The sequence below is a fragment of the Proteus sp. Marseille-Q3619 genome (genome assembly GCF_965283115.1).
This window is the reverse complement of record NZ_CBDIMP010000001.1, coordinates 384,266-404,605: the sequence shown is the minus strand read 5'-3', so window position 1 is coordinate 404,605 and position 20,340 is coordinate 384,266. Positions and strand designations below refer to the sequence as shown.

Here is a 20,340-nt window from a genome sequence, read left to right as displayed (position 1 = left end):
CAGCAATAGCCTAGTGAAATGACAAAAAATAGACCATCCACAGTAACATGACTGTGGATGGTTTCAGAAAAAATATTACTTAGTTACTTTGTCATAATAGACCATATCTGCGTTTAGACCTTGCGCATAACCTTTGACGTTATCGCGCATGACGATTTGGTTTTTACCTTGATCGATAAACACATAAGGTGAGCTACGTTGTAACTCTTTTTGCATTTCAGTATAGAGCGATTGACGTTTTGTTTTATCCGCTTCATTAAGTGCTGCCAATGTTTGCTGACTTAATTCAGGAATTTTCCAGCCATTTAACCAAGCAACAGTGTTGGATTGCCCGTCATTATAAGCAAAGGCACTGGCATTTGAGTGAGCATCAAAATAATCAGGGATCCAAAAGCGGATCGCTGCTTGGTGTTGTTTAGCGCGCACACGACTATACACTTGGCTACCCGCAGCAGGTAATAAATCAACTTGTACACCTGCTTGAGCAAAACTGGCTTGAATGGATTGTGCCACAGTAATGTAAGGGACTTTATTTTCTACATCTAACGTAAAGCGTGCATTGGTGATGCCTGCCTTAGCTAAAATTGCTTTGGCTTTTTCTGGATCAAACGTAAATGGATTATCTTTTAATGCGCCCGGTAAACCCACAGGTAAAAAACTTTGGTGAATAAAATACTGACCACGCATTAAGTCTTCAGTAATACCTTTGTAGTCAATTAAATAGCGCGAAGCTTCCCAAAAAGCAGGGTTACTCAGTGCAGGATTTCCACTGGCAGTATTAAACGCCATATACACTTGTTCAGCAGAAGGGATATCTAAAATTTTGATCCCTGCTTTTCCTGCTAATGCAGCAGTCTGGTCTGTGCCTAATTCGCGTGCAATATCTGCATCGCCTTTTTCAATTAGTAAGCGACGAGATGCGGGATCAGGCACGTTTTTAATAATAATATTTGCCATTTTAGGCGCGCCAGTTGGTGAAAGTGGGTTAGCTTCTAACACAATGGCTTGACGCGGTTGATAAGCGCGCATTTTGTAAGCACCACTTCCTGCTGAATTCATTTTTAGCCAGCTATTACCAAAGTCATTATTTTTAACATGAGCAGAAACCAGCTTTTCATCAACAATAGAAGCAATCGGGGTTGAAAGGATATTTAGTACAACATCAGGGCTGACATCGGCAGTCCAACGTACTTCCAATTCGTTATCACTGATTTTTTTTAGTAACGAATTGATGTTATCTGTTTTCCAACCCAAGACATTTAGAATAAAGGCAGGTGATTTATTCATGGTGATCGCACGCTGATAAGAGAAGATAATATCTTCAGGACGCACAGCGTTGCCCGATGCAAATTTTGCGTTGGGTTTAATTTTAAATACGATTGTTTTTTGTTCAGGATTTGCTTGCCAACTTTCAACTAAAATGGGTTCATTAATTTCTGGATTATCACGATTAGGTTGAACAATACGTTGGTATAAACTCGGTACAGTCTGAATACTCGATAACTCATTACTTTCAGCAGGATCAAGGCTGACAATATCATCAAGCCCTTGTACCACAATTAAGGTATTAGCAGGTGTTGCTGCAAATGCCGGTACGGAAAGGGCACCCACAACGAATAATGATAATAATTTTGCTTTCATGAGACGCTCCCTGAAACGGTGTAGCTAAAGTCGTTATGTCAATAACTTATTAGTTATTACTTTGTGAAATTAACTTAGGCAAAACGTGACCAATGCGCAAAGTTTTAATTACGCTTACATATAACTCTTCGTTATAAGTGGCTAAAATTAATTATGGTAGAAGAATAATTAACCGCAAGAATAGGATGATGAAATACTCCTTTAGTAGTAACCCATTGACTATTAAGTTGTAGTAGCTGAATTGATTAAGCTGTATTTGATATTCATCAATATCCCTTATGAGTAGTTTCGTATTTTAGCCTTAGAAATCTTTAAATCTGAGGCAAAAATGAGCAAGAAAACACTCGCAATCATCGGTAATGGTATGGTGGGGCACCGTTATATCGAAGAGTTGATTGATAAAGGTGGCAATGAAGAATTTAATATTGTCGTCTTTTGTGAAGAACCTCGCGTTGCATATGATAGAGTCCATCTCTCCTCTTATTTCTCCCATCACACCGCAGAAGAACTCTCTTTAGTTAAACAAAGCTATTACGAAAAACACCAAATAGAAGTATTAATTGGTGAGCGTGTTATTACCATTAATCGTGATGAAAAAGTGGTTCACACTAATACAGGGCGTTGTGTTAGTTACGATAAGTTAGTGATGGCAACGGGCTCTTATCCATGGGTTCCTCCAATTAAGGGAAATAACTCATCAGATTGCTTTGTCTATCGGACTATTGAAGATTTAAATGCAATCGAATCTTGTGCACGTATTAGTCGTAAAGGGGCGGTGATTGGTGGAGGGCTTTTAGGTTTAGAAGCCGCTGGTGCGCTAAAAAGTTTGGGTATTGAAACTCACGTTATCGAGTTTGCACCAACATTAATGGCAGAACAGCTTGATTCATTAGGAGGAGAGCAGCTTAAGCGAAAAATAGAGCGTATGGGTGTAAAAGTGCATACGTCTAAAAATACACAAGAAATATTATCGACGGGAGAAAGCGCACGTAAGACACTGCAATTTGCAGATGGTACTTCTCTTGAAGTTGACTTTATTGTGTTCTCCACAGGTATTCGCCCAAAAGATAAATTAGCTCGCCAATGTGATTTAGATATCGCGCCAAGAGGCGGCATTGTTATTAATGATTATTGCCAAACAACCGATCCTGATATTTACGCTATTGGTGAATGTGCATCTTGGCAAAATAAAACGTTCGGCTTAGTTGCACCGGGCTACAAAATGGCGCAAGTAGCGGTTGATAATTTATTAGGTCATCACTCTGTATTCCAAGGCGCCGATTTAAGCGCAAAATTAAAACTTCTTGGTGTTGATGTGGGCGGTATCGGTGATGCTCACGGTCGTCAAGAAGGGTGTCGTAGTTATATTTATCTCGATGAAGGCAAAGAAATTTATAAACGCCTGATTGTCAGTGAAGATAACAAATACCTACTAGGCGCAGTATTAGTAGGCGATACCGAAGATTATGGCAATCTTTTACAACTATCACTGAACACCATTGAATTACCCGAGCATCCAGACTCCTTAATTTTACCTGCACATGCAGGAAGTAAGCCTGCAATAGGTGTAGATTCCTTGCCTGAAACTGCACAAATCTGCTCTTGTTTTGATGTGACAAAAGGCGACATTATTCAAGCAATTGAACGAGGATGTCATACAGTCGCTGCTATTAAGGCAGAAACCAAAGCGGGTACGGGATGTGGCGGTTGTATTCCATTGGTGACTCAAGTTTTAAATGCAGAATTAGCAAAACAAGGTATCGAAGTTAATCACCATCTTTGTGAGCATTTTCACTATTCTCGCCAAGAGCTTTATCATCTTATTCGCGTAGAAGGCCTGAAAAGTTTTGATGAACTATTGAAAAAACATGGTCAAGGTTATGGCTGTGAAGTATGTAAACCTACAGTGGGTTCATTACTTGCTTCATGTTGGAATGATTATATCTTGCGTGATGATTTAGTTTCTCTGCAAGATACTAATGATAACTTCCTCGCGAATATGCAAAAAGATGGGACTTATTCCATTATTCCTCGCTCTCCAGGTGGTGAAATTACACCCGCAGGCATTATTGCTATTGGGCAAATTGCTCAAGAATATAATCTATATACCAAAATTACTGGCTCGCAACGCATGGCGATGTTCGGTGCGCATAAACAGGATTTACCCGCTATTTGGGAAAAACTGATTGCTGCGGGTTTTGAAACAGGTCATGCCTATGCGAAAGCACTGCGCATGGTAAAAACGTGTGTGGGCAGCAGTTGGTGTCGTTTTGGCGTTGGTGATAGTGTCGGTTTGGGTGTCGCGTTAGAACATCGTTATAAAGGTATTAGAACACCTCATAAGATGAAATTTGGTGTCTCAGGTTGCACCCGTGAATGTTCTGAAGCGCAAGGAAAAGACGTTGGTATTATCGCCACAGATAAAGGTTGGAACCTCTATTTTGGTGGAAATGGCGGTATGAAGCCACGTCATGGTGATCTCTTTGCATCTGATCTCGATGAAGAAACTTTAGTACATTATATCGACCGCTTTATGATGTTTTATATTCGTACCGCCGATAAACTGCAACGCACTTCAGTGTGGTTAGATAATTTAGAAGGCGGTATTGAATATTTACGTGATGTCATTATTAACGACAAATTAGGCTTAAATGCACAGTTAGAAAAAGAACTGAAAGCCTTACAAGAACGTGTCGCTTGTGAATGGAAAGAAACAGTTGATTCTCCAAAAGCATTAAAACGTTTTGCCCACTTTATTAATAATCCAATGCCTGATCCGACTGTGCAAACGGTAAAAGAACGTTTTCAACACCGTCCCGCACGTTTACATGAACGTATTGATATCAAAATGGTCACTGAGGAGGCGCAATCATGAGCCAATGGATAGCTGTTTGCCAATTAGATGACATTACGCCAGGAACAGGTGTTTGTGCGCTGGTGGAACAAGATCACGTTGCCATATTTCGTCCTTATTCTGATGCACGTTTATATGCGTTAAGCAATATAGATCCCTTTGCACATTCGAGTGTTTTATCTCGAGGGCTGATCGCTGAACATGAAAATGAGTTGTATATCGTCAGTCCGCTGAAAAAACAGCATTTTCGTTTAACGGATGGTTTTTGCCTTGAAGATGAGCGTTTCTCGATCACCCATTTTGACGTCAAGGTTGAAGGCAATACTGTCAGCGTACGCGGCCGTAATGAATCATCTCAATAAACAGGGGAATGAATATGGATTACTTTCCAATATTCTGTCAGCTCAAAGATAAACCTTGTTTATTAGTGGGAGGGGGTGAGATTGCTGAACGTAAAGCCCGATTGCTTATGGAGGCGGGTGCTATTATTTCTGTTATCGCACCTTCGTTTACAGAGCAGTTTATGCAGTGGCATTCCGAGCAAAAACTAAACTGCATCACTGGTGTATTTACTGAGGATCATCTATCAAGTAAGTGGCTTGTTATTGCGGCAACAGATAGTGAGCAAGTGAATCAACAGGTTTTTCAATCCGCGACAGAGAAACAGATATTTTGTAATGTGGTAGATTCACCAGAACAAGCCAGCTTTATTATGCCTTCTGTTATCGATCGTTCTCCTATTGTGGTGGCTATTTCATCGGGCGGAAAAGCCCCTGTGCTAGCACGTATTTTGCGAGAAAAAATTGAGCAACTACTCCCAAATTATCTCGGTACATTAGCGAAACTTGCTGGAAAATTAAGAGAAGAAGTAAAACAACGTTTTTCATCCATAAGTGCAAGACGTTATTTCTGGGAGCAATTTTTTGCAGATAAATCATTACAAGCTGAAATAGAAGCACAAAGAGACGGTGGTATTGAGCAACGTATTAGCGCGCTATTATCTGAAAATCAGCAATCTCAAGGCAGTGTTGTTTTAGTCGGAGCAGGGCCGGGTGATGCTGGGCTAATGACTATTAAAGGGTTACAGCAGTGCCAGCAAGCTGATGTGGTGGTTTACGATAGATTAGTATCTGATGAGGTAATGGCATTAGTCCGCAGAGATGCACAGCGTATTTATGTTGGTAAGCAAGCGGGTTTTCATTGTGTTCCTCAAGATGAAATCAATCAAATTTTAATCAAAGAAGCCGCAGCAGGAAAACGGGTGGTGAGATTAAAAGGGGGCGATCCCTTTATTTTTGGTCGAGGTAGCGAAGAGCTAGAAGCCTTGATTGAACATCATATTCCCTTTTCAGTGATCCCCGGTATTACCGCTGCTTCAGGCTGCACAACATATGCGGGTATTCCTTTAACGCATCGAGATTATGCACAAAGTGTCCGCTTTATTACTGGGCATGGCAAAGGATTAAACGAGGCTGAATGGCAATGTATTGCACAAGAAAACCAAACGTTAGTCTTTTATATGGGATTAAGTAAAGCCCGTTATATTCAGCAAATGCTACTTAGCCAAAATATGCGTACAACCATGCCGATTGCGATTATTGAAAAGGGCACTTTAACCACACAAAAAGTGATTGTTGGTCAATTACGCCAACTGGCAGAGATGGCAGAAACAATGGAAAGCCCTGCACTGATTATTGTGGGAGAGGTTGTCACTCTGAATGAGAAGCTACAATGGTTTCAATCCAAATCGGCTAAATAGCTGAAAAGAATTGATGATATCATTTTTAAATTAAAAACCTCTTTAATATTCGATATGTATATTAAAGAGGTTTTTTTATCTAACACATAGAAATATAAATGAAAAATTGTTTAATTACATTTCAATTAAACATTTAGATTAAAATTTAAAAACAAATAATAAAATTGAATATTTAATAATCTATAAATATTTTTAGACTAGAATCGTTATTCAGTCTAAAGATGAATTTATTGTTATTTTTAATTAATTTCAAAGAGAAACTCTTTACAAATAAAGCATCATAAAGTTCTGCAAGTCGGATAAAACCCATCCTAATTATATTAATTTTGTGAGCTAAGTAGGTTTTCTATCTATAAAACTTGCATGATGTTAATTTAATGTTTATTTGTTGTTTTGCTTCTCTCGATATATATTTTTTATTTTCTCAGGATAGAACTCTAGAGGGCTCAATAAAGTTAAGTGATAAGAATACCGCATTAATTGACAAAATTTACGATAAGTGTAAAAAAGAAGAGTGTTGGTATCATTTTTATCTTATTAATATCTTTAAAACGTTTGAGAGCCACAAATATTACAATCAAAATTTAACAACGATACATATCGTTAATTGAGCGACCCCGCTATAAATTATTGTTTATTAGGAGAGGTACCCATGAAAAATAAAGTTACGTTAAAAACAGTGTTTCCACTCAGTATTATGTCACTTGTATTAACCTCCTTTTTTTCTCATGCGGTCACTCTTCCTGAAGGTACTATTCTGGCAAAACAACAGAATATTGTGATTAATAACGGTACTGAAGTTTCATCACTTGATCCGCACAAAGTAGAAGGCGCACCAGAAACTAATATTATTTTAAATTTATTAGAGGGGCTGACCTACGTTGGACCTAATGGTGAAAGTATGCCTGGTGTTGCACAACGCTGGGAAACTGATGATAACAAGGTGTGGACATTCTATTTGCGAGAAGACGCAAAGTGGAGTGATGGCACACCAGTTACAGCTGAAGACTTTGTTTATAGCTGGCGTCGAGTGGTAGATCCTAAAACAGGCTCGCCTTATGCCAGTTATCTCGAATATGCTTATGTTGAAAATGTTGCAGATATTCTTAGTGGCAAAAAATCCCCTGAAACATTAGGTGTGAAAGCGATAGACGCTCACACTTTGCAAGTCAATTTAACCAAGCCAATCCCTTATTTAGTCGATATGGTCAGCCATACTCCGTTAAAGCCAGTTAAAAAAGAGATTGTTGAAAAATATGGCGTGAATTGGACTCGTCCTGAAAATTTTGTCGGTAATGGTGCTTATGTTATTGAAAATTGGGTGGTGAATGAAAAGGTGACTTTAAAACGAAATCCACTTTATTGGGATAATAAAAACACCATTATTGAGCAAGCCACATTTTTACCAATTAGTTCAGAAACCAGTGATATAAATCGCTACCGTAGCGGTGAAATAGATATCACTAATAGCGCTATTCCTCCTGTTCTTTATAGAAAAATGAAGCAAGAGCAGCCAGAGAATTTACATGTCACACCATATTTATGTACTTTCTATTATGAATTAAATAATAAAAAAGCCCCTTTTGATGATCCTCGTGTTCGAGAAGCCGTGAAATTGACTCTTGATAGAGAAGTCATTGCTGAAAAAATAATGGGACAAGGACAAATACCAGCTTATTCTTTTACTCCCTCTTTTATCGGCAATGGTAATTTTAAACCGCCTAAATGGGCTTATTGGACACAACAGCAACGTAATGAAAGAGCGCGTGAATTATTAAAAGAAGCGGGGTTTGATGGTCAAAATCCTCTGACTTTTACCTTGCTCTACAATACGTCAGATCAAAATAAACAGCAGGCAATAGCGGCAGCATCAATGTGGAAAAAAAGTATTGGTGCCAATGTGACGTTGCAAAACCAAGAGTGGAAAACGGCATTAGAAAACCGTAACCAAGGAAATTACCAAGTCGCGAGAGCAACATGGTGTGCAGATTACAATGAACCTACCTCGTTTTTAAACTCGTTTCTTTCCACCAGTAGTCTGAATACCGTCTTTTATGAAAATAATGATTACGATGATACATTAAATAATGCCTCAATTGCTGTTGATAAAGGGGCTCGCCATCAACTCTATCAGCGCGCTGAAGCCTTGCTAGACAAGGACTCGGCGATAGTGCCTGTCTATTATCGTGTCAGTGTTAGATTAGTTAGTCCAAAAGTAGGTGGATTTACAGGCAAAGACCCCTTTGATTATACGGACTTAAAGCGCTATTTTATAAAGGCAGATAACTAAAACTGGTAAATTATCGATATTCTATAGTTATGTGTGATTTGAATTATTAAAAGTGACTTAAAAAGTAGTTAACTAATAAAAAGCTACACAAAAAAGATAGCGGCATAAAAAAATTATAATGCTATCAGGCAATTAAGCACTGATAGCAAATAAGCAAGATTGATTTATTTTTTGTAAAAACAATAAGTTGTGTAAACCGTTCTAAAACACAACTGAACATCACAGAATGGTTGTCTAACAACCAGCTCACTAACTGGGAGTATTTTATAAGATGAGTAATTTAACTAAAAAGAGTGCGTTGGCGATTGCAATAAGCGCAATCTTTGGATTGTCAGCGCTAACGGCTAATGCCGCTGTTGTTCCAGACGGGGTAAAATTAGCTGAAAAACAAGTACTCGTACGTAATAACGGCTCTGAACCACAATCACTTGATCCTCATAAAATCGAAGGTGTACCTGAGTCTGCATTAGCGCGTGATCTTTTCGAAGGCGTTACTATTGTTGGTCCAAATGGGGAAATTTTACCTGGCTCTGCAACCAGCTGGGAAAATAAAGATTTTACTGTTTGGACATTCAAAATTCGTGAAGGTGCTAAATGGTCAAATGGTGAACCTGTTACAGCACAAGATTTCGTTTATAGCTGGCAACGTTTAGCAGATCCTAATACTGCATCTCCTTATGAAAGCTATCTGCAATATGCGCATATCGTGAATATTGACGATATTATTGCAGGTAAGAAAAAAGCCACAGAATTAGGTGTTAAGGCATTAGATAACAACACATTAGAAATCACTTTATCTGAAGCAGTGCCTTATTTACCAAAATTATTAGCTCACTCCTCCATGTCGCCAGTTAACCAAAAAGTGATTGAAAAATTTGGTGAAAAATGGACACAACCTGCTAACTTCGTCGGTAACGGCGCTTATAATTTAAAAGACTGGACCGTCAACGAACGTATTGTTTTAGAACGTAGCCCAACTTATTGGGATAACAAAAATACTGTTATTGATAAAGTTACGTTCTTACCTATCTCATCAGAAGTCACTGACGTAAACCGTTATCGTGCGGGTGAAATCGACATGACATATAGCAATTTACCGATCGAACTTTTCCAAAAACTGAAAAAAGAGATCCCAGATGAATTGCGTATAAGCCCATATTTATGTACTTATTATTATGAAATTAATAATGAGAAAGCACCGTTTAATGATCCTCGTGTTCGTGAAGCGCTGAAACTGTCAATGGACAGAGATATCATTACTTATAAAGTGAAAAACCAAGGTGATATCCCTGCTTACGGCTTTACTCCGCCATTTACAGACGGAATTAAAGAGAGTAAACCAGAATGGTTTGCAACTTGGACACAAGAACAGCGCAATGAGAAAGCACGTCAATTGTTAGAAGAGGCGGGCTATAACAAAGCGAACCCACTGAAATTTAAACTTCTGTACAATACTTCAGATCTTCATAAAAAAGTGGCAATTGCTGCGTCTTCAATTTGGAAGAAAAACTTAGGTGCAGATGTGTCTCTTGAAAACCAAGAGTGGAAAACGTTCTTAGATACACGTCACCAAGGAACTTATGATGTTGCGCGTGCGGGCTGGTGTGCAGATTATAACGAACCTTCTTCATTCCTGAACATGATGCTGTCTTACAGCAGTAATAATACTGTTCACTATAAAAACACAGAGTTTGACGCATTGATCAAAGAATCTTTACGTGTGAAATCTGATGACGAACGTGCCGCTATTTATCAAAAAGCTGAAGGTGTATTAGATAAAGATTCGGCCATTGTTCCACTTTACTACTATGTAAACACCCGTTTAGTTAAACCTTATGTGGGTGGTTATTCAGGTAAAGATCCATTAGATAATTTACATACTAAAGATTTGTACATTATTGCTAAGTAATCGGGCGAGACCTTGTCTTTTTTAAGGCAAGGTCTTTTTATCGTCACGCCTGAATAGGTTTGTGTTATAGGAACGGGCAATGCTCAAATTTATTTTTCGTCGCTTTTTAGAAGCGATACCGACTCTATTTATTCTAATAACAATTTCGTTTTTTATGATGCGCTTAGCACCTGGTAGCCCTTTTACAGGGGAAAGGAAACTTCCACCAGAGGTCATGGCAAATATTGAAGCGAAATATCACTTAAATGATCCCATTTATAAACAATACTTCGATTATTTAATTCAATTGTCGAAAGGGGATTTAGGGCCTTCTTTTAAATATAAAGACTACAGTGTAAACACCTTAGTCGGTAAAGCATTCCCTGTTTCAGCTAAATTAGGGCTGTCGGCATTTATTTTTGCCGTGATTTTAGGTGTGGGGGCAGGCGTGATAGCCGCACTGAATCAAAACACCAAATGGGATTATACCGTCATGACTTTTGCCATGACGGGGGTTGTAATACCGAGCTTCGTTGTTGCACCACTGCTTGTACTTATTTTTGCCATTACCTTAAGGTGGCTACCAGCTGGTGGCTGGAATGGCGGTGCGGTGCAATATATGTTGCTACCAATGATTGCACTGTCGCTTTCTTATATTGCCAGTATCTCGCGTATTACCCGTAGTTCAATGATTGAAGTATTACACTCAAACTTTATCAGAACGGCAAAAGCGAAAGGCTTGCCGATGAAAAGAATTGTGCTGCGTCATGCTTTAAAACCTGCGTTGCTACCTGTTATCTCTTATATGGGGCCTGCATTCGTCGGTATTATTACGGGCTCAATGGTTATTGAAACCATCTTTGGATTGCCGGGTATCGGACAATTATTCGTTAATGGTGCTTTAAACCGAGATTACTCATTGGTATTAAGCTTAACCATTATCGTAGGTGCATTAACAATTTTCTTTAATGCGATTGTCGATATTTTATATGCCGTTATTGATCCGAAAATTCGTTACTAATAGATACTGGAGCGCGTTATGTTATCACTGAAGGAAAACAGCGAAGCTCTGGGGAATTTCTCGGAGCAGCTAGATATTGAAGGCCGTAGTTTATGGCAAGACGCTCGTCGTCGTTTTATGCACAATAAAGCGGCGATTACGAGCCTTATATTACTTTTCTTTATTTTATTATTTGTCATTTTTGCCCCAATGTTATCGCCTTTTGTCTATGACGATACCGATTGGGAGATGATGTCAATGGCACCTGATTTTGCCTCTTCTCACTATTTTGGTACTGATTCATCTGGGCGTGACTTATTAGTCCGTGTTGCGATTGGTGGACGTATTTCATTAATGGTCGGTATTGCGGCCGCTTTTGTTGCCGTTATTGTCGGTACGCTATATGGTGCAATGGCAGGCTATATAGGTGGACGTGTTGACTCTGTGATGATGCGTTTACTGGAAATCTTAAACTCATTCCCATTTATGTTCTTTGTTATCTTATTGGTGACATTCTTTGGTCAAAATATCTTACTGATTTTCGTTGCTATCGGGATGGTATCTTGGCTTGATATGGCGCGTATCGTAAGAGGACAAACCTTAAGTCTAAAACGTAAAGAGTTTATTGAAGCCGCATTAGTTTGTGGTGTGTCATCACGCAATATTGTGTTAAGACATATCGTACCTAACGTACTGGGTGTGGTCGTGGTTTATGCCTCTTTATTAGTACCTAGTATGATTTTATTTGAATCCTTCTTAAGCTTCTTAGGTTTAGGAACACAAGAACCATTAAGTAGTTGGGGAGCACTATTAAGTGATGGTGCAAACTCAATGGAAGTTTCTCCTTGGTTGTTACTTTTCCCGGCTTCGTTCTTAGTTGTCACACTGTTTTGCTTTAACTTTATCGGTGATGGCTTACGTGACGCATTAGACCCGAAAGATCGTTAAGGAGAACAAAATGACAAATACAACAAACAAGTCGTTATTAAGTGTTAAAGATCTCTGTGTGACTTTTGGTACACCGGATGGTGATGTTACCGCAGTTAATAAGCTTAACTTTGAATTATCCGCAGGTGAAACCCTCGGGATCGTTGGTGAATCTGGCTCAGGTAAATCCCAAACGGCATTCGCATTAATGGGATTATTAGCGAAAAATGGTCGCACAGCGGGTAGCGCAAACTTTAATGGTCGTGAGATCTTAAACCTTCGCCAAAGTGAATTAAATAAAATGCGCGCTGAAGAAATATCTATGATATTTCAAGATCCAATGACTTCATTAAATCCGTATATGAAAGTCGGTGCGCAGCTTATTGAAGTATTAATGTTGCATAAAGGCATGAGCAAAAATGATGCTTATGCGGAATCAGTACGCATGTTAGATGCAGTAAAAATGCCAGAAGCTCATAAACGAATGAGTATGTATCCTCATGAGTTTTCAGGCGGTATGCGCCAACGAGTCATGATTGCAATGGCATTGCTGTGTAAGCCTAAACTTTTAATTGCTGATGAACCGACAACCGCACTTGATGTGACGGTTCAAGCGCAAATCATGACCTTACTCAATGAGCTTAAGAATGATTTAAACACCGCGATTATTATGATCACTCATGACTTGGGGGTTGTTGCGGGTATCTGCGATAAAGTATTGGTGATGTATGCAGGACGTACCATGGAGTACGGTAAAGCGCGTGATATCTTCTATCAACCATCACATCCATATTCTATCGGATTGTTACAGGCTGTTCCTCGCTTAGACGGTGAAGATGAACGACTAGCAACCATTCCGGGAAATCCGCCTAATTTATTACGTTTACCAAAAGGCTGCCCATTCCAACCTCGTTGCCAGTATGCAACAGAGCAATGCTTAACGAGTGAACCTCAATTAGAGCAATTCGCACAAGGCCGACTACGTGCCTGTTTTAAAGCGGTGGAGGAATTGGTATGACTCAAGCCATGTTACAAGATAGAAAAGTTATTCTTGAAGTGAATGACTTAAAAGTTTATTTCGATGTTCAAGATAATAAACAGTGGTTTTGGAAAGCGAAAAAAAGCCTAAAAGCCGTTGATGGTGTCACACTACGCTTATATGAAGGTGAAACATTAGGGGTTGTTGGTGAATCTGGTTGTGGTAAATCGACTTTTGCTCGCGCCATTATTGGTTTAGTTAAAGCCTCTGGTGGTACAGTCTCTTGGTTAGGCAATAATTTATTGGGAATGGGAAATAAACAATGGCGCGATATTCGCCAAGATATCCAGATGATTTTCCAAGATCCGCTGGCTTCCTTAAACCCAAGAATGACCATTGGTGATATTATTGCGGAGCCGCTTAAAACCTATCACCCTAAAATGAAACAGGCTGAAGTTGTTGAAAAAGTGAAAGCAATGATGATGCGAGTCGGATTATTGCCAAACTTAATCAACCGTTACCCACATGAATTCTCAGGTGGACAATGCCAACGTATCGGTATTGCTCGCGCGTTAATTTTAGAACCTAAATTAGTGATTTGTGACGAACCCGTTTCAGCATTAGACGTATCAATTCAGGCTCAAGTGGTTAACTTGCTGAAAGATATTCAAAAAGAGATGGGATTATCTTTAATCTTTATTGCCCATGATCTAGCGGTGGTAAAACATATTTCAGATCGTGTATTGGTGATGTATTTAGGGCATGCAGTGGAGTTAGGAACGTATGATGAAGTTTATCATCATCCATTACACCCTTATACCAAAGCGTTGATGTCAGCGGTGCCTATTCCTGATCCTGATAAAGAGCGCAATAAGCATATCGATTTATTGGAAGGGGAATTGCCTTCTCCGATTAATCCACCATCAGGTTGTATATTCCGTACACGTTGCCCTATGGCAGATGAAGAATGTGCCAAAACACGCCCTTTATTAGAAGGGAGCTTCCGCCATGCAGTCTCTTGCTTAAAAGTCGATCCGCTTTAAGGCGATTGAATGATTAAGTAAAGTAGAAAAAATGCCCTTGAAGTTTTATTTTCAAGGGCATTCTATTTATTAATGGATCGAAAGATCACCAAATCAGATTAAATCCAACCTTTAGTTCTAAAGGCTTTTAATGTAGAAACAAAATAGCTCATCTCTTCTGGTGTGCCTAAAGTTAAACGGCTCCAACCCAAAGCAGGTGGAAACTCACGACCAACCATAATATTCGCTTCTTTCATTCTGTTTTGATAGGTTTTTACATCGCCTTTCACTTTATGGAATATAAAGTTCGCATAAGAAGGTGCATATTCAATATCCAGCTCTTTTAAGACATCAACAACCATTTGACGAGAAACATCAATCGATTTACGGCTATATTCCACATAAGCTTTATCTTTTAATGAGGCTAATGCAGCAACAGCACCCGCGGTGTTGGTATTATCAATGGAAACAAACACATCAACATCGGCAATAACCTCAGGTACAGCAACACCATAACCCACACGAAGCCCTGCTAATGCGTAAATTTTTGAGAAAGTACGTGCAACAATTAGGTTTTTATAACCCGCTTCAACTAATGCAATCGCACTGGTAAATTCAGGCGTTGAAGCAAATTCCGCATAAGCTTCATCAATAATAAAAAAGACATTTTCTTTGGCTGATTTTACCCAATTCGTCAATGCAGCCGTTGGCGTTAACATCGCTGTTGGGTTATTCGGATTGCATAAATACACCATGCTAATACCATCAAACTCTTGCGCTTTTTTCTGCATGGTTGCTAAATCAAACGCCAGTGTTTTATCAACGGGTACTTTAACGATTTTTACGCCTAAAGGTTCTGCATAAAGTTCGGCATAGTTAAATGTTGGATCAGGAACAATAAGTTGAACCGCTTTACCTTCTTTTTGTGCTTTATTTGCCACAAATTGTACGGCTGCTTGAATTGTCTCAGATGAGCCATTTCCCAAGGTGATGTGCTTATCTGAAAGTTTAAATTCTTTCCCTAATTCGCTAATTAATGCGCTACGCGCATCGTCTGGATATCTAAAGGCATTAGGTAAAGCATCAATAATAGCCTGTTTCGCTTTTTGCGACATACCAAGTGAATTTTCATTAAAATTTAGCAGTAACGGATTTTCTGCATTAAATACCAATTTATTTTTTAGTGTTTCATTGGCATAAGCAGAGCTAACAAATGAACTTAATGAAAGACCACCAATCACTAAGCTGGATGAAGTTAAAAATGACCGACGATTCATGTTATGTTTCCCAAGTGAATTATTCTATGTTTTATTAGTTCTTATAGATTACTAAAAAAAAGATAGAAGTAAATAATTATGTTGTATTTGTGATTATAAATTCACTTTTTGGGTTGGGGGGAAAAGTTCTGTCATTGAAAAAAAGAATGAGTAGGGAGTAAACTTGTCAGTTATCAATTTAAAATAAAAAGAAAAATTATTGATAATGATAAGCCATACTGAATTATGTCAATTTTGAACATTTAATGTAGCGGACTGGGCATCATCATTTATGCGTGTATCTAATCATTTTAAAATCATTGTGCATCTTTGTAGCTTTCTCATTGTTCTTTATAGCTTAACAATGATACCGCCTATGTTGGTTGCACTATATGAAAAAGAGCAAAGTCTATTTTCTTTTGCATTGTGTTTTTTTATCTTTTTTTGTGGAGGTTTATTTATTTGGCTGAAAACAAAAATAAAAGATATTCAGCTGAAAACACGAGATGGATTTATTATTATTGCCTTGTTTTGGTTGTTATTTTCTTTAATTAGCACATTACCTTTATGGCTGAATGAGCAACTTAATATGCGCTTTGTTGATGCGCTTTTTGAAGGAGTGTCAGGGATAACAACCACAGGCGCTTCTGTTTTTCACAATGTGACTGATTTACCTAAATCTATTCTTTACTATCGCGCACAGTTAAATTTTGTTGGAGGATTAGGTGTTATTGTACTGGCTGTTGCCGTTCTTCCCTTATTAGGCATTGGGGGCATGAAATTATATCAATCTGAAATGCCTGGGCCATTTAAAGAAGAAAAGTTAACGCCTCGCTTAGCAAGTACAGCTCGTAATTTATGGTTTACTTATATTCTGCTAGGTAGTTTATGTATTATCGCGTTTAAAATAGCAGGAATGTCTTTTTTTGATGCGCTTTGTCATGGTTTATCGACTGTGTCTTTAGGCGGATTTTCAACATATAGCGAAAGCATTGGCTATTTTAATAGCGTAAAAATTGAATTTGTTGCAGGACTATTTTCACTCCTTTCAGCAGTCAATTTTACCCTCTATTTTGCATCCTTAGCTAAATTTAGTTTACGACCATTATTAACCAATCCAGAGTTTCGTTTTTTTATTACAGTGGCATTGCTAGTTATCGGTTTGATCACATTTGAAACATGGCGCAGTAATATGTATTCATTCCCGGATGCTTTTATTCATTCTTTTTTTCTAACCAGTTCGATGATCACTGACAACGGGCTTGCAACAGCAGATTATGCTCAATGGCCACAACATATTATTGTTCTCTTACTATTTTCTAGTTTTTTTGGTGGTTGTGTTGGTTCGACGTGTGGTGGAATTAAAGCTATTCGATTTTTAATTCTCTATAAACAGAGTCGCCAAGAAATTCATCAATTAATTCATCCAAAATCAGTGAGTTCCGTTCGTGTCGGCGACAGTATTATAACTTCTCGACTCCTTAATTCCGTTTGGAGTTTCTTTTTTCTTTATACACTCTGCGCTTGTTTTTTTATTTGGTGTTTAAGCATGATGGGCTACGATTTAATTACAGCTTTTGCCACGGTGGCGGCATGTTTAAATAATATGGGATTGGGATTTGGTGAAACAGTTGCTGGTTTTGGTGAAATTACCGACAGTGCAAAATATTTAATGTGTCTTGCTATGTTACTTGGTCGATTAGAAATTTATACGCTACTTGTTTTATTATCTGCTTCCTTTTGGCGTAATTAAAATATGACTAAAATAAACGTTATGATTTAAAAATGAACATGGTTTAAAAGATGAAGAATATTATCATTAATTTCTCTAAAGAAATTCTTTCTTAAAAATCCATTCTATAAAATTAGATAACTTCAAATACAATAACGATTTTTCTCCTATTTTTGTGATGAACATCAACTCTCCTTAAATGAAGCGTTCCATTAATTATAATAAACAGACAACGAAAACGTTTGCATAATATTTTTATGTAGATAGAATTCGTCAGATTTTTTTGGCTAGGTGAAATGAATAGGAGGTTAAAGTGTCTCAGGACAACAATTATAGTCAGGGCCCTGTGCCCATATCCGCAAGAAAGGGTGGATTGGCGTTAACCTTTGTGATGTTGGGATTAACGTTTTTTTCAGCCAGTATGTGGACTGGCGGCGCTCTTGGTACTGGTCTTTCCTTCAATGATTTCTTCCTCGCAGTTCTAATTGGTAATCTTCTTCTTGGTATCTACACCGCATTTCTTGGTTTTATTGGTTCAAAAACAGGTCTTACTACTCATCTCCTCGCGCGTTACTCTTTCGGTATTAAAGGTTCTTGGCTTCCCTCATTTTTACTCGGTGGTACTCAAGTTGGTTGGTTTGGTGTGGGTGTGGCAATGTTTGCCATCCCGGTAGGAAAAGCCACTGGTATTGATATTAATCTCCTCATCGCCGTTTCCGGCATTTTAATGACCATCACTGTATTCTTCGGCATTTCCGCTCTCACCGTTCTCTCTATCATTGCTGTTCCAGCAATCGCTATCCTTGGCAGTTACTCTGTTTATCTTGCCATACATGATATGGGCGGGCTTTCAACGTTAATGGGTGTTAAGCCCGCTCAGCCATTAGATTTTAATTTAGCGCTGGCGATGGTTGTCGGATCGTTTATTAGTGCGGGAACGCTTACAGCTGACTTTGTCCGCTTTGGACGAAACCCTAAAGTTGCAGTGGTTGTCGCAATTGTTGCGTTCTTTTTAGGCAATACATTGATGTTTGTCTTTGGTGCAGCAGGTGCCGCTTCATTGGGAATGGCAGATATTTCTGATGTGATGATTGCGCAAGGATTATTACTTCCAGCGATTGTCGTATTAGGCTTAAATATTTGGACAACCAATGATAATGCGTTATATGCCTCTGGATTAGGATTTGCCAATATTACAGGCTTATCAAGCAAAAAGCTTTCAGTGATAAATGGCATTGTCGGTACACTGTGTGCATTATGGCTCTATAATAACTTTGTTGGCTGGTTAACCTTTTTATCTGCCGCAATTCCACCAGTAGGTGGTGTTATCATTGCAGATTATCTGATGAATAAAGATCGTTATAACACCTTCAATGCAGATAAAATGCAATCAGTTAACTGGGTCGCATTACTGGCTGTTGCAATTGGTATTGCCGCGGGGCACTGGTTACCAGGCATCGTACCTGTTAACGCAGTATTAGGTGGTGCAATTAGTTACGCTGTGTTAAATCCAATATTAAATCGTCGTACAGCTCGACAAGCGGAGATAAGTCATGCTGGGTAAGAATATCGAACAAATTAATCATGCTCGTCTCGTTGGAAAAGAGGGTTTGTGGCGCATTACGCTTAAAAACAATAAAATTGAAGCGATAGAGCCACAACCTGAAAATAACTTTCATCCTGAAGCATTAGATGCGCAAGGTGGTTTAGTTCACGCTCCTTTTGTTGAACCTCATATTCATTTAGATACAACACAAACAGCAGGACAACCGAATTGGAATCAATCGGGAACGTTATTTGAGGGTATCGAGCGTTGGGCTGAAAGAAAAGCGCTGTTAACTCATGATGATGTTAAACAACGTGCATGGCAAACGCTTCAATGGCAAATTGCTAATGGTATTCAACATGTTAGAACCCATGTTGATGTTTCGGATGCATCGCTGACAGCATTAAAAGCCATGCTGGAAGTGAAAGAAGAAATTAAACCTTGGATTGATTTGCAAATTGTTGCTTTTCCACAAGAAGGTATTTTGTCTTACCCTAATGGTGAAGCTTTATTAGAAGAAGCATTAAAATTAGGTGCTGATGTTGTCGGTGCTATTCCTCACTTTGAATTTACGCGTGAATATGGTGTTGAATCACTGCATAAAACCTTTGCATTAGCACAAAAATATGATCGCTTAATTGATGTTCATTGTGATGAAATTGATGATGAACAATCTCGCTTTGTTGAAACTGTTGCCGCTTTAGCACATAAAGAAAATATGGGCTCAAGAGTAACAGCAAGTCATACAACCGCAATGCATTCTTATAATGGGGCTTATACTTCGCGTTTATTCCGTTTATTAAGAATGTCTGGTATTAACTTTGTGGCGAATCCTTTAGTTAATATTCACTTGCAAGGTCGTTTTGATACTTATCCAAAGCGTCGCGGTATTACTCGTGTAAAAGAGATGCTAGAAAGTAATATTAATGTTTGCTTTGGTCATGATGATGTTTTTGATCCTTGGTATCCATTAGGCACAGCAAATATGCTTCAAGTCTTACATATGGGACTGCATGTTTGCCAATTAATGGGCTATGGTCAAATTGATAATGGGTTACAGTTAATTAGTCATAATAGTGCGAAAACATTGGCCTTAACGGACTACGGTGTTGAAATAGGAAATAGTGCAAACTTTATTATTTTGCCCGCAGATAATGGATTTGATGCCTTACGCCGTCAAGTACCTGTACGTTATTCAATTCGCCACGGTAAAGTGATTGCACAAACAGAGCCGGCGAAAACAGAAATTATGTTAGATAAGCCAACAGCGATTAATTATAAATAATCTAACAAGTTGGATTTTCGAATAACAGATAAAACGGATAAGTCGATTAATCACTTATCCGTTATTTTTTTATAAAGATTTAATACCTGTTTTCTTTTTATTTTGCTAAATATTTTGCTAGATAAATAAAAATTCGCTTATTCATATTTGTGTAAAAATAA

General features: G+C 38.4%; 14 protein-coding genes. 12 read left to right on the top strand and 2 right to left on the bottom strand.

Annotated elements, in window-relative coordinates:
- Positions 1–75: 75 nt before the first annotated feature.
- The gene (locus tag ACWPWK_RS01855; protein WP_109372126.1) at positions 76–1,641 is read right to left on the bottom strand and encodes an ABC transporter substrate-binding protein; all 1,566 of its coding nucleotides are present in this window, start codon (positions 1,639–1,641) and stop codon (positions 76–78) included.
- A gap of 328 nt (positions 1,642–1,969) precedes the next feature.
- Between ACWPWK_RS01855 and nirB the strand changes: the two genes are divergently transcribed.
- The 9 genes from nirB to oppF all read left to right on the top strand — a co-directional run bounded on the left by nirB (position 1,970) and on the right by oppF (position 14,381).
- Positions 1,970–4,516 carry a nitrite reductase large subunit NirB gene (gene nirB / locus ACWPWK_RS01850; RefSeq protein WP_109372128.1) on the top strand — a complete coding sequence of 849 codons (2,547 nt, stop codon included), beginning with the start codon at positions 1,970–1,972 and terminating at the stop codon, positions 4,514–4,516.
- The gene (gene nirD, locus ACWPWK_RS01845) at positions 4,513–4,857 is read left to right on the top strand and encodes a nitrite reductase small subunit NirD (RefSeq protein WP_109372130.1); all 345 of its coding nucleotides are present in this window, start codon (positions 4,513–4,515) and stop codon (positions 4,855–4,857) included. Before nirB ends, nirD begins: the two co-directional genes overlap by 4 nt.
- A 14-nt stretch (positions 4,858–4,871) precedes the next feature.
- Positions 4,872–6,254: a siroheme synthase CysG gene (cysG, locus tag ACWPWK_RS01840; RefSeq protein ID WP_109372132.1), complete on the top strand. Its 1,383-nt coding sequence runs from the start codon at positions 4,872–4,874 to the stop codon at positions 6,252–6,254.
- Positions 6,255–6,906: 652 nt separating this feature from the next.
- On the top strand, positions 6,907–8,544 hold the full coding sequence (locus ACWPWK_RS01835; protein WP_109372135.1) for an ABC transporter substrate-binding protein: 1,638 nt from the start codon (positions 6,907–6,909) through the stop codon (positions 8,542–8,544).
- Between the two features lie 271 nt (positions 8,545–8,815).
- The gene (oppA, locus tag ACWPWK_RS01830) at positions 8,816–10,453 is read left to right on the top strand and encodes an oligopeptide ABC transporter substrate-binding protein OppA (protein ID WP_109372137.1); all 1,638 of its coding nucleotides are present in this window, start codon (positions 8,816–8,818) and stop codon (positions 10,451–10,453) included.
- 79 nt (positions 10,454–10,532) lie between these two features.
- Positions 10,533–11,453 carry an oligopeptide ABC transporter permease OppB gene (oppB, locus tag ACWPWK_RS01825; RefSeq protein WP_023581988.1) on the top strand — a complete coding sequence of 307 codons (921 nt, stop codon included), beginning with the start codon at positions 10,533–10,535 and terminating at the stop codon, positions 11,451–11,453.
- A gap of 18 nt (positions 11,454–11,471) precedes the next feature.
- A complete protein-coding gene (oppC, locus tag ACWPWK_RS01820; protein WP_100160272.1) occupies positions 11,472–12,380 on the top strand; it encodes an oligopeptide ABC transporter permease OppC in 909 nt (302 codons plus the stop codon).
- Positions 12,381–12,390: 10 nt separating this feature from the next.
- Entirely contained in the window at positions 12,391–13,377 is a 987-nt protein-coding gene (gene oppD / locus ACWPWK_RS01815) for an ABC transporter ATP-binding protein (RefSeq protein WP_109372139.1), read from the top strand.
- Positions 13,374–14,381, top strand: a complete 1,008-nt coding sequence (gene oppF, locus ACWPWK_RS01810; RefSeq protein WP_109372141.1) for a murein tripeptide/oligopeptide ABC transporter ATP binding protein OppF — start codon at positions 13,374–13,376, stop codon at positions 14,379–14,381. Before oppD ends, oppF begins: the two co-directional genes overlap by 4 nt.
- A 98-nt stretch (positions 14,382–14,479) precedes the next feature.
- Here oppF and ACWPWK_RS01805 read toward each other — a convergent pair whose 3' ends face one another.
- Positions 14,480–15,637, bottom strand: a complete 1,158-nt coding sequence (locus ACWPWK_RS01805; RefSeq protein ID WP_109372143.1) for a pyridoxal phosphate-dependent aminotransferase — start codon at positions 15,635–15,637, stop codon at positions 14,480–14,482.
- Between the two features lie 271 nt (positions 15,638–15,908).
- Here ACWPWK_RS01805 and ACWPWK_RS01800 point away from each other — a divergent pair, with 271 nt between their 5' ends.
- From ACWPWK_RS01800 to ACWPWK_RS01790, 3 genes are all read left to right on the top strand, one after another.
- Positions 15,909–17,369 (top strand): TrkH family potassium uptake protein, encoded by a 1,461-nt coding sequence (locus tag ACWPWK_RS01800; protein WP_109372145.1) that lies wholly within the window; start codon positions 15,909–15,911, stop codon positions 17,367–17,369.
- 292 nt (positions 17,370–17,661) lie between these two features.
- Positions 17,662–18,912: a cytosine permease gene (gene codB / locus ACWPWK_RS01795; RefSeq protein ID WP_109372147.1), complete on the top strand. Its 1,251-nt coding sequence runs from the start codon at positions 17,662–17,664 to the stop codon at positions 18,910–18,912.
- Positions 18,902–20,179: a cytosine deaminase gene (locus ACWPWK_RS01790; protein ID WP_109372149.1), complete on the top strand. Its 1,278-nt coding sequence runs from the start codon at positions 18,902–18,904 to the stop codon at positions 20,177–20,179. Before codB ends, ACWPWK_RS01790 begins: the two co-directional genes overlap by 11 nt.
- Positions 20,180–20,340 lie beyond the last annotated feature (161 nt).